At 32.8% G+C, this 25,667-nt stretch carries 22 protein-coding genes and 4 pseudogenes; 17 read left to right on the top strand and 9 right to left on the bottom strand.

The window, feature by feature from the left end:
* The 10 genes from JG554_RS08660 (at window position 1) to auxB (ending at window position 10,119) form a co-directional block, all read left to right on the top strand.
* On the top strand, window positions 1-978 hold the full coding sequence (locus JG554_RS08660; RefSeq protein WP_046207873.1) for an alpha-ketoacid dehydrogenase subunit beta: 978 nt from the start codon (window positions 1-3) through the stop codon (window positions 976-978).
* 145 nt (window positions 979-1,123) lie between these two features.
* The gene (locus tag JG554_RS08655; protein WP_064209103.1) at window positions 1,124-2,422 is read left to right on the top strand and encodes a dihydrolipoamide acetyltransferase family protein; all 1,299 of its coding nucleotides are present in this window, start codon (window positions 1,124-1,126) and stop codon (window positions 2,420-2,422) included.
* Window positions 2,423-2,425: 3 nt separating this feature from the next.
* Window positions 2,426-3,832: a dihydrolipoyl dehydrogenase gene (gene lpdA, locus JG554_RS08650; protein ID WP_046207871.1), complete on the top strand. Its 1,407-nt coding sequence runs from the start codon at window positions 2,426-2,428 to the stop codon at window positions 3,830-3,832.
* A 235-nt stretch (window positions 3,833-4,067) separates the two neighbouring features.
* Entirely contained in the window at window positions 4,068-4,340 is a 273-nt protein-coding gene (locus JG554_RS08645) for a UPF0223 family protein (RefSeq protein ID WP_107360175.1), read from the top strand.
* Between the two features lie 169 nt (window positions 4,341-4,509).
* Window positions 4,510-5,049: a helix-turn-helix domain-containing protein gene (locus JG554_RS08640; protein WP_064209102.1), complete on the top strand. Its 540-nt coding sequence runs from the start codon at window positions 4,510-4,512 to the stop codon at window positions 5,047-5,049.
* Window positions 5,050-5,060: 11 nt separating this feature from the next.
* Window positions 5,061-6,155: an ABC transporter ATP-binding protein gene (locus tag JG554_RS08635; protein ID WP_064209101.1), complete on the top strand. Its 1,095-nt coding sequence runs from the start codon at window positions 5,061-5,063 to the stop codon at window positions 6,153-6,155.
* Window positions 6,148-6,951, top strand: a complete 804-nt coding sequence (locus JG554_RS08630; protein ID WP_064209100.1) for an ABC transporter permease — start codon at window positions 6,148-6,150, stop codon at window positions 6,949-6,951. The genes JG554_RS08635 and JG554_RS08630 overlap by 8 nt, the downstream gene beginning before the upstream one ends.
* A gap of 5 nt (window positions 6,952-6,956) precedes the next feature.
* Window positions 6,957-7,769, top strand: a complete 813-nt coding sequence (locus JG554_RS08625; protein ID WP_046207866.1) for an ABC transporter permease — start codon at window positions 6,957-6,959, stop codon at window positions 7,767-7,769.
* On the top strand, window positions 7,766-8,839 hold the full coding sequence (locus tag JG554_RS08620) for an ABC transporter substrate-binding protein (RefSeq protein WP_064209099.1): 1,074 nt from the start codon (window positions 7,766-7,768) through the stop codon (window positions 8,837-8,839). Before JG554_RS08625 ends, JG554_RS08620 begins: the two co-directional genes overlap by 4 nt.
* 74 nt (window positions 8,840-8,913) lie before the next feature.
* Window positions 8,914-10,119 (top strand): lipoteichoic acid stability factor AuxB, encoded by a 1,206-nt coding sequence (auxB, locus tag JG554_RS08615; protein ID WP_107360174.1) that lies wholly within the window; start codon window positions 8,914-8,916, stop codon window positions 10,117-10,119.
* Between the two features lie 225 nt (window positions 10,120-10,344).
* On the opposite strand, the pseudogene JG554_RS08610 reads toward auxB, so the two are convergent.
* A pseudogene (locus tag JG554_RS08610) lies at window positions 10,345-10,773 on the bottom strand (divalent metal cation transporter); the annotation flags it as partial.
* 131 nt (window positions 10,774-10,904) lie between these two features.
* Here JG554_RS08610 and JG554_RS08605 point away from each other — a divergent pair.
* The 3 genes and pseudogenes from JG554_RS08605 (at window position 10,905) to JG554_RS08595 (ending at window position 14,272) form a co-directional block, all read left to right on the top strand.
* The gene (locus JG554_RS08605) at window positions 10,905-11,990 is read left to right on the top strand and encodes a tyrosine-type recombinase/integrase (protein WP_031883924.1); all 1,086 of its coding nucleotides are present in this window, start codon (window positions 10,905-10,907) and stop codon (window positions 11,988-11,990) included.
* A gap of 2 nt (window positions 11,991-11,992) precedes the next feature.
* Window positions 11,993-13,905: pseudogene (locus JG554_RS08600) on the top strand (tyrosine-type recombinase/integrase).
* Between the two features lies 1 nt (window position 13,906).
* Entirely contained in the window at window positions 13,907-14,272 is a 366-nt protein-coding gene (locus JG554_RS08595) for a DUF6262 family protein (protein WP_000619629.1), read from the top strand.
* A 320-nt stretch (window positions 14,273-14,592) separates the two neighbouring features.
* Here the strand turns inward: JG554_RS08595 and JG554_RS08590 are convergent, their stop codons facing one another.
* From JG554_RS08590 to JG554_RS08575, 4 genes and pseudogenes are all read right to left on the bottom strand, one after another.
* Window positions 14,593-14,970 carry an NAD(P)H-dependent oxidoreductase gene (locus tag JG554_RS08590; RefSeq protein ID WP_238394755.1) on the bottom strand — a complete coding sequence of 126 codons (378 nt, stop codon included), beginning with the start codon at window positions 14,968-14,970 and terminating at the stop codon, window positions 14,593-14,595.
* A 177-nt stretch (window positions 14,971-15,147) separates the two neighbouring features.
* Window positions 15,148-16,571: pseudogene (gene fexA / locus JG554_RS08585) on the bottom strand (chloramphenicol/florfenicol efflux MFS transporter FexA).
* A 253-nt stretch (window positions 16,572-16,824) separates the two neighbouring features.
* The gene (locus JG554_RS08580; protein WP_002360221.1) at window positions 16,825-16,968 is read right to left on the bottom strand and encodes a hypothetical protein; all 144 of its coding nucleotides are present in this window, start codon (window positions 16,966-16,968) and stop codon (window positions 16,825-16,827) included.
* 444 nt (window positions 16,969-17,412) lie between these two features.
* Window positions 17,413-18,309 (bottom strand): annotated as a pseudogene (locus JG554_RS08575) (Nramp family divalent metal transporter); the annotation flags it as partial.
* A 238-nt stretch (window positions 18,310-18,547) separates the two neighbouring features.
* On the opposite strand from JG554_RS08575, the gene JG554_RS08570 reads away from it, so the two are divergent.
* Complete coding sequence (locus JG554_RS08570) at window positions 18,548-19,069, top strand: DUF4064 domain-containing protein (protein WP_107360173.1); 522 nt, start codon at window positions 18,548-18,550, stop codon at window positions 19,067-19,069.
* Between the two features lie 401 nt (window positions 19,070-19,470).
* Here JG554_RS08570 and JG554_RS08565 read toward each other — a convergent pair whose 3' ends face one another.
* Window positions 19,471-20,082: a YktB family protein gene (locus JG554_RS08565; RefSeq protein ID WP_046207862.1), complete on the bottom strand. Its 612-nt coding sequence runs from the start codon at window positions 20,080-20,082 to the stop codon at window positions 19,471-19,473.
* Window positions 20,083-20,328: 246 nt separating this feature from the next.
* Between JG554_RS08565 and JG554_RS08560 the strand changes: the two genes are divergently transcribed.
* Window positions 20,329-21,144, top strand: coding sequence for an inositol monophosphatase family protein (locus tag JG554_RS08560; RefSeq protein ID WP_046207861.1), 816 nt, complete (start codon window positions 20,329-20,331; stop codon window positions 21,142-21,144).
* Window positions 21,145-21,338: 194 nt separating this feature from the next.
* On the opposite strand, the gene JG554_RS08555 is transcribed toward JG554_RS08560, so the two are convergent.
* Entirely contained in the window at window positions 21,339-21,530 is a 192-nt protein-coding gene (locus JG554_RS08555; protein WP_046207860.1) for a DUF5325 family protein, read from the bottom strand.
* Between the two features lie 100 nt (window positions 21,531-21,630).
* Here JG554_RS08555 and typA point away from each other — a divergent pair, with 100 nt between their 5' ends.
* On the top strand, window positions 21,631-23,478 hold the full coding sequence (typA, locus tag JG554_RS08550; protein ID WP_046207859.1) for a translational GTPase TypA: 1,848 nt from the start codon (window positions 21,631-21,633) through the stop codon (window positions 23,476-23,478).
* Window positions 23,479-24,094: 616 nt separating this feature from the next.
* Here typA and JG554_RS08545 read toward each other — a convergent pair.
* Together JG554_RS08545 and JG554_RS08540 are read right to left on the bottom strand one after the other, a co-directional pair.
* Window positions 24,095-24,268, bottom strand: coding sequence for a DUF2197 domain-containing protein (locus JG554_RS08545; protein WP_073342466.1), 174 nt, complete (start codon window positions 24,266-24,268; stop codon window positions 24,095-24,097).
* Entirely contained in the window at window positions 24,269-24,751 is a 483-nt protein-coding gene (locus JG554_RS08540; protein ID WP_046207858.1) for a hypothetical protein, read from the bottom strand.
* A 344-nt stretch (window positions 24,752-25,095) separates the two neighbouring features.
* On the opposite strand from JG554_RS08540, the gene JG554_RS08535 reads away from it, so the two are divergent.
* Entirely contained in the window at window positions 25,096-25,371 is a 276-nt protein-coding gene (locus JG554_RS08535) for an Fpa/YlaN family protein (RefSeq protein ID WP_019469266.1), read from the top strand.
* Window positions 25,372-25,667: the final 296 nt, after the last annotated feature.

Raw genomic sequence — 25,667 nt, 5'->3', positions numbered from 1 at the left:
ATGGCACAAATGACAATGGTTCAAGCGATTAACAATGCGCTTAAAACCGAATTACAAAATGATGAAAATGTCTTACTTTTCGGTGAAGACGTCGGTGTTAACGGTGGTGTATTCCGTGTAACTGAAGGATTACAAAAAGAATTCGGTGAAGACCGTGTATTTGATACACCTCTAGCTGAATCTGGAATTGGTGGCTTAGCTTTAGGTTTAACTACACAAGGCTACCGTCCAGTAATGGAAATCCAATTCTTAGGATTCGTATTTGAAGTATTTGACTCTGTTGCAGGTCAAATTGCACGTACACGTTTCCGTTCTGGTAACTCAAAACAAGCACCAGTAACAATTCGTGCTCCATTTGGCGGTGGTGTCCATACTCCAGAACTACACGCAGATAATTTAGAAGGTATTTTAGCGCAATCACCAGGATTGAATGTAGTTATTCCATCAAGCCCTTATGACGCAAAAGGATTATTAATTTCTGCAATTAGAAGTAATGACCCAGTTGTATATTTAGAGCACATGAAATTGTATCGTTCTTTCCGTGAAGAAGTTCCAGAAGAAGAGTATACAATTGAAATTGGTAAAGCAAGTGTCAAACAAGAAGGTAATGACATTACTTTAATTGCTTACGGTGCCATGGTACAAGAATCATTAAAAGCTGCTGAAGAGTTAGAAAAAGATGGTCATTCAGTGGAAGTGATTGATTTACGTACGGTACAACCAATCGACTTAGAAACGTTAGTTGCTTCAGTAGAAAAAACTGGACGTGCAGTTGTAGTTCAAGAAGCACAACGCCAAGCTGGTGTTGGAGCAACAGTTGCTTCAGAATTAGCTGAACGTGCAATCCTATCATTAGAAGCACCAATTGCTCGTGTAGCTGCTGCTGATACCGTTTATCCGTTTACTCAAGCAGAAAATGTTTGGTTACCAAACAAAAACGATATCATTGAAAAAGCAAAAGCAACATTAGAATTTTAATAAATATTAATAAGTTTGGGATAGCTTTTGAAATGTTATCCCAGCTTCAATTATTAATAATAAAACAGCATGAGATTGCGAATCATAAGTTCCGTTCTCATTTTCTAATTTTTGACTAAATATGAATTTTTAGGAGGATAATAACGTGGCATTTGAATTTAAATTACCCGATATTGGTGAAGGTATCCACGAAGGTGAAATTGTAAAATGGTTTGTTAAAGCTGGAGATAATATCGAAGAAGATGATGTTTTAGCTGAAGTACAGAATGACAAATCTGTAGTAGAAATCCCATCACCTGTGTCAGGTACAGTAGAGGAAGTACTTGTAGATGAGGGTACAGTAGCTGTTGTCGGCGATACAATTGTTAAAATTGACGCACCTGATGCAGAAGACATGGAATTTAAAGGTAGCGATAGCAGTGAATCTGCAGAAGAAACAGAAGCAGAACCTGCTAAAGAAGAAAGTTCTGAAGCAGCTGCGACACAATCATCAGCTGATGCAGATGTAGATGAAAACAAACGTGTTAAAGCAATGCCTTCAGTACGTAAATATGCACGTGAAAATGGTGTGAACATTAAAGCTGTTGTAGCTTCAGGTAAAAATGGACGTACAACGAAAGAAGACATTGATGCATACTTAAATGGAGATGCAAGTGCAGCTTCAACTGAGAGCGCACCTGAAACTGCAGAAGAAACTTCTGCGAGCGCAGCACAATCAGCGCCAGTTTCTAGTGAAGGAGAATTCCCAGAAACAACAGAAAAAATTCCTGCTATGCGTAAAGCAATTGCAAAAGCAATGGTGAATTCTAAACACACTGCACCTCACGTTACTTTAATGGATGAAATCGATGTTCAAGAACTATGGGATCACCGTAAAAAATTCAAAGAAGTAGCAGCTGAGCAAGGTACTAAATTAACATTCTTACCTTACGTTGTGAAAGCACTCGTTTCTGCGCTTAAAAAATATCCAGCGCTTAACACAGAATTTAATGAAGAAGCTGGCGAAATTGTACACAAACATTATTGGAATATTGGTATCGCAGCAGATACAGACAGAGGTTTATTAGTCCCTGTTGTAAAACATGCTGATCGTAAATCTATGTTCCAAATTTCAGATGAGATTAATGAATTAGCTGTAAAAGCACGCGATGGTAAATTAACTTCAGATGAAATGAAAGGTGCTACTTGTACTATTAGTAATATTGGATCAGCAGGTGGACAATGGTTTACACCAGTGATAAATCATCCAGAAGTAGCTATCTTAGGTATTGGTCGTATTGCCCAAAAACCTATCGTTAAAGATGGTGAAATTGTAGCTGCGCCAGTATTATCATTATCATTAAGCTTTGACCACAGACAAATCGATGGTGCTACTGGACAAAATGCAATGAACCATATTAAGCGTTTATTAAATAATCCAGAATTATTATTAATGGAGGGGTAAAACATGGTAGTTGGAGATTTCCCAATTGAAACAGATACTATTGTAATCGGAGCAGGACCTGGAGGATATGTTGCAGCAATTCGTGCAGCACAATTAGGTCAAAAAGTAACAATCGTTGAAAAAGGCGAATTAGGCGGTGTATGTCTTAACGTTGGATGTATTCCATCAAAAGCATTATTACACGCATCTCACCGTTATGATGAAACTAAAAACTCTGAAAATTTAGGTGTTATTGCTGAAAGTGTTTCACTTAAATTTGACAAAGTTCAAGAATTCAAACAGTCAGTCGTTAAGAAATTAACAGGTGGCGTTGAAGGATTATTAAAAGGTAATAAAGTAGAGATTGTTAAAGGTGAAGCTTATTTCGTAGATAACAACAGTTTACGTGTTATGGATGAGAAGAGCGCTCAAACTTATAACTTTAAACATGCAATTATTGCAACTGGTTCTAGACCAATTGAAATTCCTAATTTCGAATTTGGCAATCGCGTTATTGATTCAACTGGTGCTTTAAATTTACAAGAAGTTCCTGGTAAATTAGTAGTAGTTGGTGGCGGTTATATCGGTTCAGAACTAGGTACTGCTTTTGCTAACTTTGGTTCAGAAGTTACTATTTTAGAAGGTGCTAAAGATATCTTAGGTGGCTTCGAAAAACAAATGACACAACCTGTTAAAAAAGGTATGAAAGAAAAAGGCGTTGAAATTGTTACTGAAGCAATGGCTAAATCTGCTGAAGAAACAGACAACGGTGTTAAAGTAACTTACGAAGTTAAAGGTGAAGAACAAACGATTGATGCTGATTATGTATTAGTTACTGTAGGTCGTCGTCCAAACACTGATGAATTAGGCTTAGAAGAATTAGGTCTTAAATTCGCAGATCGTGGATTATTAGAAGTAGACAAACAAAGCCGTACTTCTATCGACAACATTTTCGCAATTGGTGATATCGTTCCTGGGCTACCATTAGCTCATAAAGCGAGCTATGAAGCGAAAGTAGCTGCTGAGGTTATTTCTGGAGAAGCATCAGAAGTGGATTACATTGGTATGCCTGCTGTATGTTTCACTGAACCAGAATTAGCACAAGTAGGTTACACTGAAGCCCAAGCAAAAGAAGAAGGATTAGAAGTTACAGCTTCTAAATTCCCTTATGCAGCTAACGGTCGTGCCTTATCATTAGATGACACAACTGGATTTGTTAAATTGTTAACACTTAAAGAAGATAATACACTTGTTGGTGCGCAAGTAGTTGGTACTGGTGCTTCTGATATTATCTCTGAATTAGGTTTAGCAATTGAATCTGGTATGAATGCTGAAGATTTAGCATTAACTGTACATGCTCACCCAACTTTAGGTGAAATGTCTATGGAAGCTGCTGAAAAAGCTTTAGGATTACCAATTCATACAATGTAATAATTTATAAGCACAAATTGTTATGCTTTAGAAGTTTTTACTTAAGTGATTAGGAAGTATGCACAGGGACACTGTTCTCGCACTTTCAAGTCAATGTTCAAACATTTAAAGGCGATAACAAATATATAGGGCGGGAATAAGAAATCAATTTAATATATTGGTTTCTGTCCCGCTCTTTTTTTTTACTTTTTTAAAATTTTGATAACTACTTGTTAACAAAAGGGAGTGTAATGATATGGAATATTCATATCCTATTGATCTTGAATGGACAAATGAAGAAATGATGCAAGTGGTAGCTTTTTTTAATGCCATTGAGCAATACTACGAATCAAAAGTTGAGGGCAAGCTTTTGTTAGAACGCTACAGTCAATTTAAAAAAGTAGTTTCAGGTAAAGCTCAAGAAAAGCAAATATTTAAAGAATTTGAGAAACAAAGTGGCTATAATAGCTACAAAGCTGTAAAATCAGTCAAAGAGGCTTCTAACCAAAAATATTTTAGCTCAGAATAAATTTAACTATTGTCATATTAGCCATATTTTGATACTTTTATTAAGCACTAAACATAATGTTTGATAAAAGTAAACAAAATATGGTTTTTTGTGTAGAGCATGCTAACGCTGTGATTAACAATTAAGCTTTAAATGTGTAAAAGTAGAAGTTATAAAATAAGGTGACAAAATGAAGATAGGGAAAAAATTAAAAAATCTAAGAAATATTAAACAACTTACTCAAAGTGAGTTAGCAGAACGTACAGATTTATCTAAAGGATATGTCTCGCAAATAGAAAGTGAACACGCTTCACCAAGTATGGAAACTTTTTTTAATATTTTAGAAGTGTTAGGTACGACCCCTCGTGAATTTTTTAATGATTCAGCGAATACTAAGGTGTTATATAAGAAAAATGAGCAAATTCACTATGATGAATCTGATAGAGGATATTTATTGAATTGGCCAATTACACAATCAAATAATTTCGAAATGGAACCTTTAATACTTACTTTAAGACCTAATGCATCTTATAAAAGTTTTGATCCTTCAGATTCCGACACATTCATATATTGTTTACAAGGTGAGGTTTCGCTTTTATTAGGGAGTGATTATTATCACGCTGAAGAAGGGGACGCGTTATATTTTAAAGCAAACCAAATACATAGGTTAAAGAACCTTACGTCACAAGATGTGAAAGTGATGGTTGTTGCAACAGCATCATATTTATAGGAGGACAATACATGAACCCTTTATTGACATTTGAATCGGTAAGCAAAGCTTACGATGGAACTCAAATATTAGATAACATAGATTTAAATATTGAATCTGGACATTTTTATACACTATTAGGTCCATCTGGTTGTGGCAAAACTACAATTCTCAAATTGATTGCAGGCTTTGAACAAGTTGATCATGGCCAAATCATTTATCAAGGAAAATCAATTAATCAAGTTCCTGCTAATAAGAGAAAAGTAAATACAGTTTTTCAAGATTATGCACTCTTTCCACATTTGACTGTATTTGATAACATCGCATTTGGATTAAAAATAAAAAAATTAAACAAGGAAGTCATTAAAACTAAGGTACAAGAAGCTTTAAAATTAGTGAAATTAACTGGCTTTGAAAACAGAATGATAGAAGGCATGAGTGGCGGACAAAAGCAAAGAATTGCGATTGCGCGTGCTATTGTAAATGAACCTGAGATTTTACTTCTAGATGAATCATTATCAGCACTAGATTTAAAACTAAGAACTGAAATGCAATATGAATTAAGAGAAATTCAATCTAGATTAGGCATTACATTTATATTTGTAACACATGATCAAGAAGAAGCATTGGCACTAAGTGACTATATATTTGTAATGAAAGATGGAAAAATACAACAATTTGGTACGCCGATTGATATTTATGATGAACCAGTAAATCGATTTGTTGCTGATTTTATTGGAGAATCTAATATTTTGCAAGGTACGATGGTCAAAGATTATGTCGTTAATATTTACGATCAATCATTTAAGTGTGTTGATATGGGAATTCCGAGTCAACAACAAGTTGAAGTCGTTATCAGACCAGAAGACATTGCATTAGTATCTCCTGGGGACGGGTTATTTGAAGTGACTGTTGAATCCATGTTATTTAGAGGTGTGCACTACGAAATCAATTGTGTAGATAGAAAGGGTTATGAGTGGATGGTGCATTCTACAAAGAAAACTGAAGTAGGCAGTAAAGTAGGTTTATATTTTGAACCAGAAGCGATTCATATTATGGTACCAGGTGAAACTGAAGCAGAATTTGATAAACGCATTAATAGTTATGAGGTAAATGATAATGCGTAAAATAAATGGATTTTTATTTGTACCATACATTTTGTGGATGATTTTATTTATTGTTGTGCCTGTTATTTTGTTAATTTATTTTTCTATGATTGATATCCATGGTGATTTTAGTTTAGAAAATTATAAACAAATGATGACAACCAAATATTTTTTGATGTTATGGGACTCTGTATTGTACGCTGTACTTATTACGCTGACTACATTACTTATTAGTTATCCAGCGGCGTATTTTATTCGTACATCAAAACATCAGAATGTATGGTTATTGATATTAATTATACCTACTTGGATTAATTTACTTCTAAAGACCTATGCATTTATCGGATTGTTCAGTCATGATGGTATTATCAACCGAATATTATATAGTTTACACTTACCTAGAACGGAACTGTTATTTACAGGACCAGCGTTTATAATTGTAGCAAGTTATATTTATATTCCATTTATGATTTTACCAATTTTTAATAATATGAAAGACATACCAAATAATTTATTACAAGCTTCAAGTGATTTAGGTGCTAGTCGTTTAGCCACTTTTAAAAAAGTAATCATGCCTTTAACTAAACGAGGTGTATTAACTGGAGTGCAAGTTACATTTATTCCTGCACTTTCTTTGTTTATGATTACAAGGTTAATTGCTGGAAATAAAGTGATTAATATTGGAACGGCGATAGAGGAACAATTTCTTGTAATTCAAAATTATGGAATGGGTTCTACAATTGCATTATTTCTCATTCTCTTTATGGCATTTGTCTTAATCATCACAAATAATAAATCTACAAATGGAAAAGGGTGAATCATATGAAATGGTATGGCAAACTATATATCGGTATATTAATTGCAGTATTGTACATCCCTATACTGTTTTTAATGTTTTATTCATTTAATTCAGCAGGTAATATGATTCATTTTGAGCATTTTACATTAGCGCACTATCTATCTTTATTTAACAATGACAGATTGTTATCGGTTATTTTTAATACGATTGCAGTGGCATTATTAGCTGCTGCAATTGCAACGGTCGTCGGAACAATGGGAGCCATTGCTTTATATCATTTAAGGAATAAGAAATTAAAAATTTCATTACTAACTTTAAATAATGTGCTAATGGTTTCTTCCGATGTTGTTATTGGTGCATCATTTTTGATTATGTTTACGGCAATCGGCCATTTTACAGGGTTAGGTCTTGGTTTTATCACTGTGCTCATTTCACATATTGCATTTTGCATTCCAATTGTAGTGATAATTGTGTTGCCTAAATTATATGAAATGAATGCACATACGTTAGATGCTGCTAGAGATTTAGGTGCCACTGAGTTACAAGTGTTAAACAAAGTGATGTTACCACATTTATTCCCAGCAATTCTTGGCGGTTTTTTTATGGCATTAACTTATTCATTAGATGATTTTACAGTTAGTTTTTTCGTTACGGGAAACGGATTTAGTGTATTATCAGTAGAAGTTTATGCTATGGCTAGAAAAGGTATAAGTATGGAAATTAATGCAATATCGACTATACTTTTTATAACAATAATCATAGGTATTCTTGGATATTATTTGATACAAAAAATTATCAAACGAAATAAAGCATTGAAGCAGGTGACTCAACAATGAAACGATTTTTACAATTAATCTTGCTCTCAATTTTTGTTGGATTACTATGTCTATGGATAAGTCAAAAACTCACTGAAAAAGAGCACTCTGCTTCAGGTGAAAAAATATATGTGTATAATTGGGGAGAATATATTGATCCAAGTTTAGTAAAAAAATTCCAAAAGGAAACTGGTATTGAAGTTGTGTACGAGACGTTTGATTCTAATGAGGCTATGGAAGCCAAAATACGCAATGGTGGAACAAATTATGATGTTGCTTTTCCAAGTGAATATACGATAGAAAAAATGAAAAAAGAAGGTTTGTTATTGCCTTTAAATCATGAGAAAATACCAAATATAAAAAATTTAGATAAAGATTATATGAACATGTCATTTGATAGAGATAATCGTTATTCAGTACCATACTTTTTTGGTACAGTTGGTATTTTATATAATAAAAATGTGTATCCAAAAGATAACTTTAATTCGTGGGAAAGTTTATATAACCCCAAATATGAAAATGATATTTTATTAGTGGATGGTGCAAGAGAAGTTATAGGTTTAGGTTTAAACAAATTAGGCTACAGTTTAAATGATAAAAAAACACAACACTTAGCAGAAGTTGAACATGATTTGAAACAAATAAGTCCTAATATTAAAGGTGTCGTTGGTGATGAAATAACTATGATGCTTGAACAACATGAAGCAAATATCGCGGTTGTGTGGAGCGGTATAGCAGCGCCAATTGTGCAAAATAATAGCGACTTTGATTACGTGGTACCCAAAGAAGGGTCAAACTTGTGGTTTGATAACATGGTTATTCCCAAGACTGCTCAAAATAAAGCAGGTGCACACAAGTTTATCAACTTTATGTTAGATGCACAGAATAGTAAACAAAATACGGAATGGGTAGCTTATGCAACACCTAATAAGACTGCAAGAGCACAATTACCAAAAAATATCAAAGACGATGAACGATTTTATCCTTCAAAACGTACACAAGCAAGACTAGAAGTCTATAAAGATTTAGGTAAGGATACATTAAGTGAATATAATGAACGCTTTTTAAATTTTAAAATGTCGTTAAATTAAAGCGTAGTATAGTAGTTATTTTATCGTTTATTCGATATAATAGTTTGATAAGTAGTATAAGGAGTTGTATAGAAATGTCAGGAGAACAATATACTCAAGTTAGGCGTCCAGTGAGTCGACTAGCAGAAAAGGTATTGGGTTGGTTGAGCTGGATATTCTTACTATTATTAACAATCATCACAATGTTTATTGCACTAGTTTCTTTTAGTAGTGAAAGTTCTATTCAAAATTTAGAAACGTCGTTAAATGGTAATGATTTTATTCAGCAAATACTGGCGAATAATGGATTAAATACGATTCAATTCGTTATTTGGTTACAAAATGGTATATGGGCAGTTATCGTATATTTTATTGTTTGTTTATTAATATCATTTTTAGCTTTAATATCAATGAATATTAGAATATTATCTGGTTTTTTATTTTTAATAGCTACAATCGTAACTTTACCTTTAGTTCTGTTATTTGTACCACTCATTATACCGATTCTATTTTTAATAGTGGCAATTATGATGTTTGCACGCAAAGATAAAGTAGAAATGATACCAGCATATTATTCTGGTGGTTATCAAAGTGGTTATAATGACTATGGACAAGAAAGAAAAGCAGAACCAAGACCAGAACCAAGACCAGAACCAAGACCAGAACCAAGACCAGAACCAAGACCAGAACCAAACCCACAATACAAAGCACAACAAGATACTTCTGACGTAGAACAACCATCAAATCAAGAACAACAATTAAGAAGAGGTGGGTATAGTTCCGAAGTTGCTAATAAAGTAAATTCGGATATCAATTCAAAAGAGGAAGAACCTCAAGTACTATCTCGACAAGCAAAATACAATTATAAATCAAAACAGCAGTCAAATGATAATGATGAAAATCTTCAAAACGACCAAGTAGATCAAAACTTTGATAGCCAAGCCTCTGAAGAAGAAGCTAGACGTAGACAAGAAGCATTTGAAAAAGAACAACAACTTCAACAAGAAGCATATGAAGAACAACAGCGAATCAAGCAAGAAAAGGCTGAGGAAGCTGCCAGATTGAAACAAGAAAAAGCAGAAGAAAAAGCTCGGATCAAGCAAGAAAAGAAAGCACGTAAACAGCGTGAAAAAGAAAGACGTAAACAACAACCCAGTGCAGTTAATCAACGAAGAATGAATTTTGAAGAACGAAAGAAAATCACAAGTCAATCTGCAGAGTCATCAGAGAGTGATGAAGAACAAAACCAATCAAGTAAGAATATGCAAAGCGAAGCAGCAGATACAGATAAAGAAAAATAAATCATGTATTTTATTATGCTATGCACAAAAAAGAGCAAATCCAAAATGGATTTGCTTTTTTTATATGAATATTTGACAATTTTGACCGTTCACAAAATCACTATAATAATGAAAACATACAGAAATCGTCATTAAACAAAGGTATTAGATTTAAAAATAAACAAAACAGCAACTTCAATAAAGAAATTGCTGTTTTATTACTCTGTATATATTTAAGTAATATGTTTACATAAGTTCTTTAAATGTTTCTAATATTAAATATACATTTAATAAGCTTAAAATAATGATTAATAACCACGATATCGTATTAACCCAAGTTCTGTTTTTAAATTGTCCCATTAAATAACGATTGTTTGTTGCCAATTGTAAAGGTATTAATGAGAATGGTAAAGCTAAACTTAAAAATACTTGTGAAAATACTAGTAATTGTTCAATTTTAGCTTCATCACTTTTAAAAATAATGATACAGAATATAATTGGTAAAATTGCAAGTAGACGTGTAACAAGTCTACGTAACCAATTTGGAATTTTGAGGTGTAAAAAACCTTCCATTACAATTTGTCCAGCCATCGTACCAGTAATTGTAGAATTTTGGCCTGATGCTAATAAAGCAATTGCAAATAAGGTACTCATAATTGCCCCCATAGAAGCTCCTTAAACATAGTATCCTAAACTAGAGTACTCTAAGTACTCGAAGTTTAGGATTTTTTAATTACAGTGCTTTAACTATTAAATATATAAGGGTATTATTAATAGTAGTTAAAGTATTTAAAGGTGGTGGAAAGATGAAGGTTCAGAAAGTAATTGTGGAGGAAAAATCATATCCGTTATACATACTGCTAGATAAAGAATTTGAAGTGATAGAACCGGTTAAGCGATTTATAAAGTACTTGGATAATACGGGCAAAGCTCCAAATACCATTAAAACATATTGTTATCATCTCAAGCTGTTTTATGAATTTATGAGCCAAAGTAGAATCGAATTAGGAGATTTACAATTTGAGGATTTAGCAAACTTTGTAGGATGGTTAAGAAATCCAGCAGGGCATTTAAAGGTAATAGATATACAACCAAAGAAGGCTAAAAGAGAGGAAACATCAGTTAATTCCATACTTAACGCTGTAACTAGTTTCTTAGAGTATTTAAATCGCACAGAAAATTTTAAAGCTATAGATATGTCTAAAGAAGCAAGAGGAAGAAACTTTAAGGGGTTTCTTCACCATATTTCTAAAGGTAGATCCTATAAAAAAAATATTTTAAAGCTTAGGGTCAAAAAGAAACTTGTACAAGTATTAGAACATGGACAAGTCAAAGCAATAATTGAGGCATGTCATACCAAAAGAGATAAGTTACTTATTATGCTTATGTATGAAGGGGGACTTCGGATAGGAGAAGCATTATCCCTTCGTATTGAAGATATTTCAACATGGGATAACCAGATTAACATCAGGCCAAGAGATCATAATGAAAATGGAGCTTATATTAAACTTAAAAAAAAAAGAACTATTGATGTAAGTAAGGAATTAATGGCATTATATACCGATTACTTAGTACATGAATATGGGGAAGATTTAGATCATGATTATATATTTATTAATCTTAAAGATTCTTATTTTGGCCACCCTCTAAAATATCAAAGTGTATTAGACTTAATAAGAAGACTAGGAAAACGGACAGGGATTACTTTCACTGCCCATATATTACGTCATACGCATGCCACAGAGCTTATTAGAAGTGGATGGGATGCTGCATATGTACAAAAAAGATTAGGGCATGCCCATGTACAAACAACACTTGATACGTATGTTCATCTTTCTGATCAAGATATGAAGAATGAATATAAAAAGTATCTTCAAGGGAGAGAAACATGACAATGAAATTTCCAAGTGTAGCAACTAATCGAAAGCTTATCGCTAGTACAGAGATTAATAAAAAAATAGCTAATATGACAAGTGTTTTAAAAGGTTATTGGGCAGCAGATAGATGGGATATAAGAATTTGTCCGCATCCTAGTGCAATTGAGTTAAGTAAGAATCCGTCACTAAGAAATCGTTGGGTAAATTTCGATAAGGTGGAAAATGTCTGGTTGAAAACAGAATTAAAATATTTTTATTACCTTCACTTGAATAATGGAGCTTGGAATGCAAAATCCGTTTGGATTAGAAAGGGAACAGTGATAAGCCGGATGATGGGATTTTTAAATTTAAAATATCCTAATATTACATCGATAACCGAAGTGCCTATAAAAAAAGCTTTGACAGAATACCGGACCTACTTAACAGAACAAAAAGTAAAAACTACGACTACTAATTACAAACTTGATGTAAATCAGCAGAAAGTTACTGTACATGCGAATTCCTATTACGTTACTCATCTTAAGCAGTTTATGGAATTCTATGAGGACTTCTATTTTGATGGGGAAGAATGGGAAAAAGATGTTTGGAATCGAAGAAAATTATCATTACCGGAAGATAAGGTAAACCCAACATCCTACGAATATACGATCAACTTTAAGGGTTTTAAGAATAATTATTTTAAAGAAATAGTTAAGCGATATTGTAAACTAATGTTAAACACAGCTAGCTTTTCTCACGTAGTAGATATAGCTTCAAAATTAAAAGAATTTTTAATTTCATGAACAAAAATTGTGAAGGTATACAAAGGATTCATCAATTAACTAGAAATGAAATTGAGCAATATTTTAATTATATTAATTTAAAAGGTTTAAAACCCAGTACTGTAACTGGACGAATATCTACTTTAGACGTTTTTTTTACTACAATTCAAAGATATGACTGGAAGGATACACCTTCTAAGATCCTTATCTTTCAAGAAGATTACCCTAAAGTGCCGAAGGCACTACCACGTTATATTGATGAACATATACTTGAACAATTAAATGGGAAATTAGATAAATTGGAACCTTATATTGCTACAATGGTTATGGTACTTCAAGAATGCGGGATGCGTATCAGTGAACTTTGTACATTGAAAAAAGGGAGCGTCATAACCGATAAAGAAGGGGATTGCTTTTTAAAGTATTATCAGTGGAAAATGAAGAAAGAGCATATCATTCCTATTTCTAAAGAAATTGCTGCATTGATATTAGTTCAAGAGCAAAGGGTGGCTGATGAACTCGATGATGGATGTGTATATGTGTTTCCCCGAAAAGATTGCTCACCATTGAAACAAGATACCTTTAGGGTTAAATTAAATGAACTAGCTTATGAAGAAAAGATAACGGACAGCAACGGAGAAATTTTTCGTTTTCATGCTCATGCCTTTCGGCATACAGTTGGCACTAGAATGATAAATAACGGAGTGCCACAACATATTGTCCAGAAGTTCTTGGGTCACGAATCACCGGAAATGACGGCAAGATATGCACATATTTTTGATGAAACCCTAAAGAAGGAATTTACGAAATTTAAGGAAACCTTAGTAACGAATAACGGTAGCATTCTGGATTTAAGTGAGGAAAATACTGAAGCTGACAATACAGATCTTCAATGGTTTAAAAAGAATATCAATGCACAGGCACTTCCTAATGGCTATTGTCGGTTACCAGTAATTGCAGGACCATGTCCTCACGCAAATGCATGTTTAGATTGTACGAATTTCTGTACAAGTAAACAATTTCTTACTGAACATGAAGAGCACTTAGAGCGAACTAAAGAAATACTAAATAGGGCTAAACAAAACCAATGGCAGCGTCAGGTTGAAACCAATGAACGTGTTAAAAATAGATTAGAACAGATTATTCATTCGTTAAAGGAGACGAATTAAAATGATTAGAAAAGGTAACACAACTGCCATAGTTCAGCTAGCTAAAGACAAGTCGGAGAAAACAAGAATTAGGGTTGAAAAGACAATTTCAGAGATGGCATTGAAAGAAGAGAAGATTAATTTTAATTCCGTTGCACAAAAAGCAAATGTTTCAAAGTCATGGCTTTACAAACAAAAAGATATTAGAACTAGAGTGGAGACATTAAGAGGGATGCAGATAAGTGAGTTAACCCCCCGTAAACCTAGTAAAAGCCCTCGTTCAGAGGACGTATTAATAAAAACCTTAAAAAGCCGTATAAAGGCGTTAGAAGAAGAGAATGAACGGTTAAAGGATCAAGTTCAAAAATTACATGGCAAGCTGTTTTAGCAGATTTGTGTTTCTTGGAATTTATTGGGCACTTTGAATTGGCTACCTAAAATGAAATCGCTAAAACCTTCAATAACTTCAATAGCCCATTTCCCTAAATGTGTTAAGGGGAAATGGGCTTTCTTCTAGTATTGTTGGCATGATCGCAGAAGTGTTTTATGCTCTTAAATAATACTTTTTAATATATTGCAAATACTCATTAGCACTTTTCTGTATCTCTTCGCCCTTCATATCCGAATTAGCACCGTAAAGTACAAACTCTGGTACATATTCAGCATGAATCTATGCACATAAAGATTTGAATGGTGTTAACATCTGGGTTAATGTATGCTTGTTTTTACCCATACTTGTAAATTCACCTTTTTTACGCCAGCTGATATAGCTAATCCTAATTTTCGATTATAAAATATTCTTTTACCCTTTGATCCGTAAGCCCATCCATATATAATCACTTCATCGATCCATTTTTTTAATAATGAAGGAGAACTATACCAATATAATGGAAATTGAAAAATAATATTATCATGATTTTCAACTAATTCCTGCTCTCTTTTTACATTCATAATAAAATCAGGATACTCTCTATAAAGATCATGAATGGTAATTTCGTTTGAATAAGACGCTGCTTTTTCTACCCAAACTTTATTGATTCGAGAATTTGGCATATCTGGGTGAGAAACGATCACCAATGTTTTCATTGTTTCATCCTTAACATACTCAACTTTCGCACCAATAAAACAGTGTACGAAAGTTGAGTTACTTAAAAGTATTCTATTCTAAGAAATTCAAATTTGCGTGATTCCTAAGCTATTTATTTACAGCTTAAACTATAGAAGATGAACTAAACAATAACTAATCTTTACATAACTAAGTTATTACCCACGCTTTTTTAAACCTAATCCAGCTATTAAGGCAATGAGTATTGCCCCTGTAGCTGCAAGGAACGCATCTGAGTAGGACATAGCGTCCAATATATATAATGGATTTATCGGCTCAGTAGCATCACGTCGAGCGGATAATAATGCTCCAATCATACCTGCTCCAGTTCCTGCTCCAAGGTACAAAGCACCTTGGAAAATCCCCATTCCGACACCAACCTTGTCTGCATCGAGTGCACTTACTGCGGCGTTATTTGCGGGAGAATTCGTGAATGCAAAAGCAATCCCTACTCCGAGGACCCCCACGGAAACTAACAGAGGTGAAGCACCAGATGCATAGGTGGACAAGAATAAGGTAGACAGCCCCATCAGAGTCATCCCAGTAATTATCAGACGTTTATCCCCAAATCGATCAGAAAGACGGCCAACGAAGGGAGATAAGATTGCAACAGCCACACCACCTGGCAACAATATCATTCCAGCCTGTCCAGAAGAGAGTCCATTCACCTCAACGACTAGTAATGGGACGAACATAAGAACAGCGAAATAAGCAAACATCGAAAAAATGCAATTATGACCGTATTGACATAATCCTTGTTATTGAACAGGACAGGTGGTACAAATGGATTTTCTGCGGTAACAATTCTCCAAATAAATCCCACCAAAGCTACAACAGAACCAATTAGGCTAGTTAACGATGAGAACGAAGAAAAACCAGAAGTTTCTCCTTGAGTGATGCCAAAAAGGAGTAATCCTACTGTGAGGCCGAGGAATAAACCACCAATGAAATCAAAGTTCTTATTGCTTCCTACGGATTCTGCCGGTTTAATTGTCGGTAACGCGTAGTAGGCACCAATAACAATCATAATGGCTAACAAAAATGTGAACCAAAACAAGGCATTCCACCTAAATATTGACCAACTACTCCACCAAATATTGGACCAGCAGCAGTTCCAACACCAATACTTCCTGCGATAATTCCCAAAGCTCCCCCACGTTTTCCTTGTGGGAAAACCTTCGAAATTGCAATGACTGATAGAACTGGAATTGCGGACATCCCAGCACCCTGAACCATTCTTCCCAAAACCAACAATGGGAGGTTCGGGGCAATTGCACATAAAAGACTACCACTTGCCAGAATCATAATGGCAAAGATATATAGCTTTCGTAACTCAAAAAGTCTGAGATTCGACCATAAATCGGAACTCCAATCGCAAGAACAAGTGCAATACCACTAACTATCCAACTCACTTGAGATTTCGAAGCTTCTAAATCTTTGCTTATTAGTGGAAGTACGGGATTGACTGAATCAGCCGTAATTGCACCTACAAGTACAGATAGGAGAGTACCATCATTAAAAGCCTAGTAGAACCCCTTTTTTCAGATTGAATCATTTCTTTAGATTTACTATCCTTTTTCATTTTATTTCCTCCTAAAATATATTGTGATTTTAGGAGGCTAAATCCACTGCTTTCACCATAAACCTCACCTCATATCTATTTATATTGTAAAACCAAATCAACGAACTCACCATATTTCTACAGCATGATTAAAGATTCGGTTCTCCAAACTAACTGAACTGATCAAACAAAAAAAAGGCACCAGTTTAACAACCGGTGCCTAATCATTCGTATGCATTTTTACAAATGCAATAGATTCATAAATTTTTGCCCATTATATAAAAGGAGGCAAAAAGTTTTCCGGTAGTGTTTCCATTTTTTGTTTTTGTGAAAAAGGACATACTGATCCCGTTGTACCTAAATCCCCTGAAACTTTTACATGCTTTCTAAACTCGACATTAATGAAATCAATTCCCATTACTTTTTGCCTCCTTTCTCATATTGTGATAATAACACAATAATAATTGATGAAAAAGAAATAATCAACCCTACTTTTTTGAAAACCAATTTAAAGCTTTACTACTTTTACTTACATAATAAAGGCAGGTGCAGTATAAACTTTTTTAAATAGGTCTTCTTTAACGAGCAGGTAGCGTCAGTTAAAGTAGATAATTTAAGATCGAAATCATATTATAGATATTCCGAAATTGGGCGTGATTGTTGCAGGTCAAAAGCTTAATTCCTCGATAAAATAAAAAGGAATTAGTTTTTTTATTTGTGGTACATTCTTCTGACCGTAATCAATTGTCATCTAATAATGACATTGTATTTTTTCATTTGATTTAACACGTTAAATATATGTTCTTAAAGTAAAAACATTGATGTTAATGGATTTTTAGTAATTTACTCTTGATAAGATGTATAATATAGGCTGGTTTTGTAAAGCATGATATAAATCGTAGAAACCACCTAATTGATCAGTGTTAACACCATAAAATAAGGCTGCACCTAAAACAAGTAATAAGCAATTAATAATAAATGCGATCGAAAGTTGAATATTAGAATCCATTGTAGCATATTTGATTGCATGTGCTTTTGATTTTAGACTATTTCTATCATACATTCTTGACTGCACAATAGAAGAGTGTAGGTATAAGTTGTGTGGCATAATTGTAGCACCAATAATCCCAAGTGCAATAAACAACGCGCTATTATTCGTTATGATTTCTTTGCTTGGTACAAAACCACTTAAAACCTCATTGACATGTGGTGAAGCGATAAACACTTCAAATATAAAGATCACAAGTACAGTGAAAATTAACGTACCTACGATTGCTTCTATCTTTCGGAAACCAAATCGCATAATAAAGAGTAATAAAAATACATCTAATACGGTGATAAGCGCACCAACAAGTAATGGAATGCCAAACAATAAATCTAATGCTATCGCACTTCCGATTACTTCTGCGATATCGGTTGCAATAATTGCTAATTCAGCAATAATCCAAAACACAAAAGATAATGGTTTATTTAAGTAATATTTTGTAGCTTGTGCTAAATCCATACCTGTAGCTATTCCTAATCTTACCGTCATACTTTGTAGTAACATTGCTGATAAGCTAGAGAGTAAAATGACGAATAGCAAAATGTATCCAAATTGTGCACCACCTTGCATTGAAGTAATCCAGTTACCTGGATCCATGTAACCAACTGCTACTAATAATCCTGGACCTAAATAAGATAATAACTTTTGACTAAATTTACCATTGGTATTAATAGAAACCGTATTGTTGATTTCTTCTAAACTTTTATTATGCATTTTTATATTATTAGTCAATAGTGATACCTCCTATACTTCTAACTAACTTTTTATAGATTACTCCAAAAAAATTATTAGGTCAACCTAACAAAGAAAAATTGTTAGGTTAAAATTTTACTGCTTTTAATTTTTTATTAGTAAATTAATATTTTGAAATATAGAAAATAATACTTTGTAATTTTGTAATATTGTTAAATTTGCTATGATAGTGATAATGAAAGAATAGGAGGAAAAAATGATGAATCGGAAAGCAGAAAAAATCCTTGCTTGGATTGCAAACGGTCTTAGTTTATTATTTTTAATACTCATGATTTTGGGGTTAATTTTATTGAATTTTCCCGAATCCAAGGAAGCATTAAATCAAATATATGAACAGCAAGGTATGTCTATATCAGCAGATGCACTTAAAGCGTCGATATTAATGCAAGGTGGATTTTTATTATTCGCGACGATTCTAGGATTCTGTGGTGTTTTTACAATTAAAGGAAACAGAATTTTAGCTGGGTGTCTTTTAATTGCAGCGGCTTTAATTAGTATTTTTACTGGTAATTTTATCGCATTAATACTTTGGATAATTGCTGGTATTATGCTGTTAGTAAAAAAAGACAAAATTCAATCACAATATCAAATGAAGTCAAATGACAATAGTGAAAATGACAATAGTGAAAATGGCAAGAATAATGATCCACGACAAAAAAGTGACATGAATCCAGAGCAAGAATTAAAAAAGAAAAAAGATGAGGATCCATATATTTATTAAATTATGTGAACGATTCGTACCATTAAAAGATTTATAAAAAATTGAAAATATACGCTAACTGCTAACAAAGTATTGTCTATGTTAGCAGTTTAGTTATGAGTATAATTTTTGGATTTAATAAGAATACAGACATAGAAATTAAATAAATATATTTTTTGCTTCGTCCGTTAATTTAAAGTTAGTTAACGAAATACGTTAAAGTACATTTATTAACATAAAAAAAGAGTCTAGGTCGACTCAACGATTTCCTAAACTCTTTCATATTATTCTTTTTTAATTCTAATCAGCATAACTGGAGTGGGACGACGAATTTTTTTAATAAAAATAAATTTCTGTCCCACTCTTTTTATAATGTCTAAGCTATTTATACCTTGGTTGCTTTATAGAATCGGAGTTAAACATTATTTATAAAATTTTAATAACTGTGCGAAAGTCTCTTCTAAAAAGTTTAAGAAAGCTTTATCTGTTTTTAATTCATTCGCATTTGGGGCAAGTGTGCGTGCAACAAATAATTCACCTTTTTTCACTTTTTTAACACGATCAATTGCACTCTGTATATCATCGTCTGACATGTTTGCGATGTAAGTTTTTTCTTGAGACATGTGGTCCAAGCTTAAACTATAATCGGATGGTAAGTTTTTAAGGGTTTGAAATTGTTCTTCAAAAACCTTCACACGCTGCGCTTTATCTTTTGCTTCGTGCATAACACCATACATGACAAATAATTGGTTTTCAAAAAGACCTATTTGAAAATGAGGTAACATTTTATAACCGCGATTGTTAGTTGCAAATGCAACCCATGTATCCTTAGGCGGATTTACACTTCGTCTTGCATGTTTAGCAACGTGAGGATAAAATACTTCTCCTGTTGTTGCCTCTAAATATTGGGAAAAATATTCTCCTAATTCATGTAATTGTGGTCGAACATGTTTATTCAAAGCTTCCATTCTGTTATCTAAACCATCAACAGTAAATGCTTTAAAATCGTTTGCTTTAAATGTATATTTAGCCATTTTAACCTCCTAGTATGTAATTATTATTTTTATTTTAGCACAATATTATTCTATAAACATTGCCATTGCATTTTTCTTTGAACGATATTACATTGCACAGAAACGTGTATAAACCTATGAATCAGGGTAAAAACATAGTATTATTAACTAATATGATATTACATACAATTGACTATTTTAAATATATAGAACTTTATCTTATTAAATATTAATGAAAAGTGAGTCGTGAAAAAGGAGAGGGATACAATGACTGTTTATGAGTTTGCAAAAGGCCTTATTTTAGAAGCGGGCATCAATGTAAAAAAAATCATGAAACAAGGTATAGAAATAGAAACTAAGTCAAATCCCAATGATTTAGTGACGAATGTTGATAAAGCGACTGAAAAGTATATTTTTGACAATATTAAGCAGACTTATCCAGAACATTTAGTAATTGGTGAAGAGGGACATGGACATGACCTTAAAGATGAATCAGGTATTGTATGGGTTGTTGACCCAATCGATGGGACGTTGAATTTTGTACATCAAAAAGAAAATTTTGCAATTTCTATAGGCATATTTAATGATGGCAAACCATATGCAGGATTTGTATACGATGTCATAAATGATAAACTTTACCATGCAAAAGTTGGAGATGGTGCATTTGAAAATGGGAATTCGTTATCTACTATTCAATCGAGTCCTTTAAAAACAAGTATAATTGGTATTAATCCAAATTGGCTTACAAAGCCAAAGTTAGGTGAAGTGTTCAAACCAATTGTGGATGAAGCTAGAAGTGCGAGGGCTTATGGCTCGGCTGCCTTAGAAATTATTCATGTAGCTACGGGTAAATTAGGAGGCTACATTACACCTAGATTACAACCTTGGGATTTTGCTGGTGGTTTAATCATTTTGCAAGAAGTAGGTGGCATAGGCACAGATTTAATGGGAAATGCCTTGTCCATATATGAACCGAGTTCCATAGTAATGGCAAATCCTCAATTACATGCAGAACTATTAGAATTTCATTTTCAAAAAAATAATGAAATGATAGAAGCATTACAAAAACGATTAAAACATTAAAGTGATTGTTTTGAATCATATAACTAATCAAATTTTAACTTTTAAAGTAAGTGATGTGATACAGAAAGTCAATGATGGTTTAATTAGTAGCGTGTTAAATACAAACCTTTAAAGCATTTTTAAATAAAATTAACATATAAAAAAGGACAGAAAATACATTTTTTAATGATTTTCTGTCCTCATTTATTTTATAATTATAACCAATTATTCTCACGATATTTCTTTTTTAAAGTGAAACCGCACCCAAATGTTGCAATGAATAGTATAAATGTTAAAATCATCATTGGAACATTTGTAGCAGCGATACTAAAGCTAAACAAAAGCAAAAATATAACAGCTATGATAGCGAGTACCCAGAATATTGATTTAGATTTTTTTTGTTGCATCCCAACCACACCTTTATAGTTTTCTTTAACCAATTATATGATATAATAAAAAAGTTGCAAAGAAAAGTGGGAATTTACTCGAGAAAGGAAATTATATAAAATGACTAAAATAAGAGAAGATGTTCGTAATATCGCAATCATCGCTCACGTTGACCATGGTAAAACAACATTAGTAGATGAATTATTAAAACAATCAGGAATTTTCCGTGAAAATGAGCATGTTGATGAGAGAGCAATGGATTCTAACGACATAGAAAGAGAACGAGGCATAACAATTCTTGCTAAAAATACGGCAATTAATTATAAAGATAACAGAATCAACATTTTAGATACACCTGGACACGCCGATTTCGGTGGCGAAGTTGAACGTATTATGAAAATGGTTGATGGTGTAATCTTAGTTGTAGACGCTTATGAAGGTACAATGCCACAAACACGTTTCGTATTAAAAAAAGCACTTGAACAAAATTTAAAACCTGTAGTAGTAGTAAATAAAATTGATAAACCTGAAGCTAGACCTGAAGGTGTAGTAGACGAAGTTTTAGATTTATTTATTGAATTAGAAGCTAATGATGAACAATTGGATTTCCCTGTTGTTTATGCATCAGCTGTTAATGGTACTGCAAGTTTAGATTCTGAAAAACAAGATGAAAACATGCAATCACTTTACGAAACAATTATTGATTATGTGCCAGCGCCAATTGATAATAGAGAAGAACCGTTACAATTCCAAATAGCATTGTTGGATTATAACGATTATGTTGGACGTATTGGTGTAGGACGTGTATTTAGAGGAACGATGCGTGTTGGTGATAGTGTATCTTTATTAAAATTAGATGGCTCTGTAAAGAATTTCAGAGTAACTAAAATTTTCGGTTATTTCGGATTAAAACGTGAAGAAATTGAAGAAGCTTATGCAGGCGATTTAATTGCTGTTTCAGGTATGGAAGACATTAACGTAGGTGAAACTGTAACACCTAATGATCATCAAGAGCCTTTACCGGTTCTTAGAATAGATGAACCTACATTGGAAATGACATTTAGAGTTAATAACTCACCGTTTGCTGGACGTGAAGGTGACTTCGTAACGTCTCGTCAAATTCAAGAGCGTTTAGATGAACAATTAGAAACAGATGTATCATTAAAAGTAACTCAAACAGAATCTCCAGATAAATGGATAGTTGCAGGACGTGGTGAACTACATTTATCTATTTTAATTGAAAATATGAGACGTGAAGGTTATGAATTACAAGTTTCAAAACCACAAGTTATCTTAAGAGAAATTGATGGCGTTAAATGTGAACCATTCGAACGTGTACAATGTGAAGTACCACAAGAATATACAGGTGCTGTCATAGAATCATTAGGTCAACGTAAAGGTGAAATGCTAGATATGGTGACTACTGATAATGGTTTAACTCGTCTGATATTTATGGTTCCAGCACGTGGTTTAATCGGTTATACTACTGAGTTTATGTCACAGACACGTGGCTACGGTATTATTAACCATACTTTTGAAGAATTCAAACCTCGTGTTAAAGGACGTATAGGCGGTAGAAGAAATGGTGCGCTTGTGTCTATGGACAAAGGTCAAGCAAGTTCATATGCGATTATGGGATTAGAAGATCGTGGTACGAACTTTATGGAACCAGGTACTGAAGTATATGAAGGTATGATTGTCGGTGAACACAATCGTGAAAATGACTTAACAGTAAATATTACGAAAGAAAAACACCAAACTAACGTACGTTCAGCTACAAAAGATCAAACAGTTACAATGAAACGCCCAAGAAAATTAACTTTAGAAGAAGCATTACAATTTATCAATGATGATGAATTAGTAGAGGTAACGCCTGAAACGATTCGCATTAGAAAAACAATTTTAGAAAAAGCAGCGCGTGAAAAAGAAGCAAAACGAATCAAACAATTAATGCAAGAAGAAGAGTAATTAGTAAATCATCATAGTATTGGAGCAATAAATACTTTTGATTAACATGGCAATGTCAATTTCTATTGGAATAATATAGAGATTGATGTTGCTTTTTTTTTTATGATATTCACTTGTTAAGTAGTAAAAATGATCTGTATTTGGTAATATAATTAGTTCGATTTTTAATTAATTAGGCGTTTTAGTAAAGCAGAGGTGTTATATTAACTTATAACTTTTATACACATGACATCAAATTAAATCATTTAATTGTATTTATTCATGATAGATAAATATTTTGATTTTGTAGCGAATATCTTTGATAAGTAATCGTGAAATCTAGAATAGTAGTTACTGATAAAACTTCAAAGTATATCATGAGTTGCTTGAGTATACAGGATCAGTGTTGTTTCACATCAAGAAAGTTAATTGATAAGCAATGGTGATATAAAACAAACCCTATAAAAGTTTCAAATTGATAGAAACTTTCACAGGGCGTATTTTAAGATTAAGGTTCCAGTTGACTTATAAAATATTAACAGTCGATGACGATGGTCAAAGCTATTAATGATTGCTAATATGATGAAGCTATATTTTGCTTTTTGGTTTAAAAGATGTGTAAGTCTGTACAAATAGATTATCGATGGTCGAAGGTTGTTGCTTGATTACGTTGTTTTGGTGTATCCAGACGACTTTTACATTCGTCGCACATAAAAGTGTGCATTGGATCATTTCTTAATCTTTTAGCTTCTAATGTATTTTGATCAATGAATACTTCGGTATCACAGATAATACATTGCACTTTTATCATTTAAATCACCTCGATGTGAGTAACATACTTGAACTCATATGAATAACCTTGTTCTGGAATATAGACAAAACTATCTACGAAGTTATCTTCATAAAGTCTTTTACCATCACGAGCGAATTGGAAGAAAAGATATGGTAGTAAATCTATTGGCACTTCTATTGAGTCATTATCATTAAATAAACGTATTGCTTTCGCATGATCATAAGGCTCAGCATTTTTGAAAAATGGTGACATATTAATTACAAATGAATTTTCTAAAACTGCTCTTTTTCTATATTTAATTTCTGAATTAAGTGTTGGAGGATTTGTTTGTCCTTCTAAAATTGCACGATTCCATTCCCGATTGTCATCGAAATTGATTGGTTTAGTGCCGTCAAAAACACCACTCTCTAAATCTTCTAATTTAACTTTTCTATCATCAAATATCCAAGTTGTACTATCTAAAGTAATTGGAAATTTAACTTCACCCTTAATTTGAATCATAATCCCACTCCTAATGTATTATAAAAATTTTAAATAAAACGAATCGACAAAAAGTTCAGCCGTTACAATAATTGACATTTTTGTGAATTTAGACGTAATTAAATAGTTTATATCATATGAGATGCTTCATATAAATAAAAATGTCTAATTGCTTGAACGCTCATAGCACAATGATTTGTGTAGTTCGTTTCATTAATTATATATGTAACTAAACTAAATATATCACTATTTCTAATATTATCATAAATAACTAGCCTTAGTATATTACTGAATTCGCTTGCTTTTTCTGTATCAGTAAGATAAACTTTTACATATAAAGTTACAATTGATAGGGGGAGTATGTCATGGTAAAGGGCCAAAAATTAAACAGTGCGGCATATGACCAATTAAATAAAGATGCAGACAGGATTCTTCAATTGATAAAAGTTCAAATGGATAATCTTACATTACCTCAATGCCCATTGTATGAAGAAGTTCTTGATACGCAAATGTTTGGTTTACAAAAAGAAGTTGATTTTGCTGTTGAACTAGGCTTGGTAGACAGAGAAGCGGGCAAAGATTTAATGCTTCGTTTAGAAAAAGAATTGTCTAAATTGCATGAGGCATTTACAAACGTTTAATTGGATTCAGTAATTTTAAAAGTATAAATTTATTTTTACTAAATAAAATGATATAAAGTGAAATTAAGTAGTTAAAAAACTACATAAGATATTTGAAGTGGCTAAGATGTCAATATTATATTGATTGTATCGTAGCCACTTTTTTTGTTTGATAACAAAGGATGTATTAGTATATTAATGATTGAACAACAAATTATATTTGTTCGAAAAATGAATACAATTTTTGATATACTGTTAAAGGTACAATTAATTTAAAAAACAATTTCGGTTTTTAGAATAACGTAACGTTTCTGAAA

Source organism: Staphylococcus sp. 11-B-312, assembly GCF_016743055.1.
In the GTDB taxonomy this organism is placed as follows: domain Bacteria; phylum Bacillota; class Bacilli; order Staphylococcales; family Staphylococcaceae; genus Staphylococcus; species Staphylococcus ureilyticus.
The sequence above is the reverse complement of the archived record's forward strand: the minus strand, read 5'-3'. Positions and strand labels throughout refer to the sequence as shown.

Coding starts and splice junctions, on each gene's coding strand:
- JG554_RS08560 (WP_046207861.1), top strand. CDS start 20,329: ATGACTGTTTATGAGTTTGCAAAAGGCCTTATTTTAGAAGCGGGCATC.
- JG554_RS08590 (WP_238394755.1), bottom strand. CDS start 14,970: ATGAAAACATTGGTGATCGTTTCTCACCCAGATATGCCAAATTCTCGA.
- JG554_RS08555 (WP_046207860.1), bottom strand. CDS start 21,530: ATGCAACAAAAAAAATCTAAATCAATATTCTGGGTACTCGCTATCATA.
- JG554_RS08580 (WP_002360221.1), bottom strand. CDS start 16,968: ATGGGAATTGATTTCATTAATGTCGAGTTTAGAAAGCATGTAAAAGTT.
- lpdA (WP_046207871.1), top strand. CDS start 2,426: ATGGTAGTTGGAGATTTCCCAATTGAAACAGATACTATTGTAATCGGA.
- JG554_RS08605 (WP_031883924.1), top strand. CDS start 10,905: ATGAAGGTTCAGAAAGTAATTGTGGAGGAAAAATCATATCCGTTATAC.
- JG554_RS08535 (WP_019469266.1), top strand. CDS start 25,096: ATGGTAAAGGGCCAAAAATTAAACAGTGCGGCATATGACCAATTAAAT.
- JG554_RS08645 (WP_107360175.1), top strand. CDS start 4,068: ATGGAATATTCATATCCTATTGATCTTGAATGGACAAATGAAGAAATG.
- JG554_RS08570 (WP_107360173.1), top strand. CDS start 18,548: ATGAATCGGAAAGCAGAAAAAATCCTTGCTTGGATTGCAAACGGTCTT.
- auxB (WP_107360174.1), top strand. CDS start 8,914: ATGTCAGGAGAACAATATACTCAAGTTAGGCGTCCAGTGAGTCGACTA.
- JG554_RS08565 (WP_046207862.1), bottom strand. CDS start 20,082: ATGGCTAAATATACATTTAAAGCAAACGATTTTAAAGCATTTACTGTT.
- JG554_RS08620 (WP_064209099.1), top strand. CDS start 7,766: ATGAAACGATTTTTACAATTAATCTTGCTCTCAATTTTTGTTGGATTA.
- JG554_RS08625 (WP_046207866.1), top strand. CDS start 6,957: ATGAAATGGTATGGCAAACTATATATCGGTATATTAATTGCAGTATTG.
- typA (WP_046207859.1), top strand. CDS start 21,631: ATGACTAAAATAAGAGAAGATGTTCGTAATATCGCAATCATCGCTCAC.
- JG554_RS08635 (WP_064209101.1), top strand. CDS start 5,061: ATGAACCCTTTATTGACATTTGAATCGGTAAGCAAAGCTTACGATGGA.
- JG554_RS08540 (WP_046207858.1), bottom strand. CDS start 24,751: ATGATTCAAATTAAGGGTGAAGTTAAATTTCCAATTACTTTAGATAGT.
- JG554_RS08640 (WP_064209102.1), top strand. CDS start 4,510: ATGAAGATAGGGAAAAAATTAAAAAATCTAAGAAATATTAAACAACTT.
- JG554_RS08595 (WP_000619629.1), top strand. CDS start 13,907: ATGATTAGAAAAGGTAACACAACTGCCATAGTTCAGCTAGCTAAAGAC.
- JG554_RS08660 (WP_046207873.1), top strand. CDS start 1: ATGGCACAAATGACAATGGTTCAAGCGATTAACAATGCGCTTAAAACC.
- JG554_RS08545 (WP_073342466.1), bottom strand. CDS start 24,268: ATGATAAAAGTGCAATGTATTATCTGTGATACCGAAGTATTCATTGAT.
- JG554_RS08630 (WP_064209100.1), top strand. CDS start 6,148: ATGCGTAAAATAAATGGATTTTTATTTGTACCATACATTTTGTGGATG.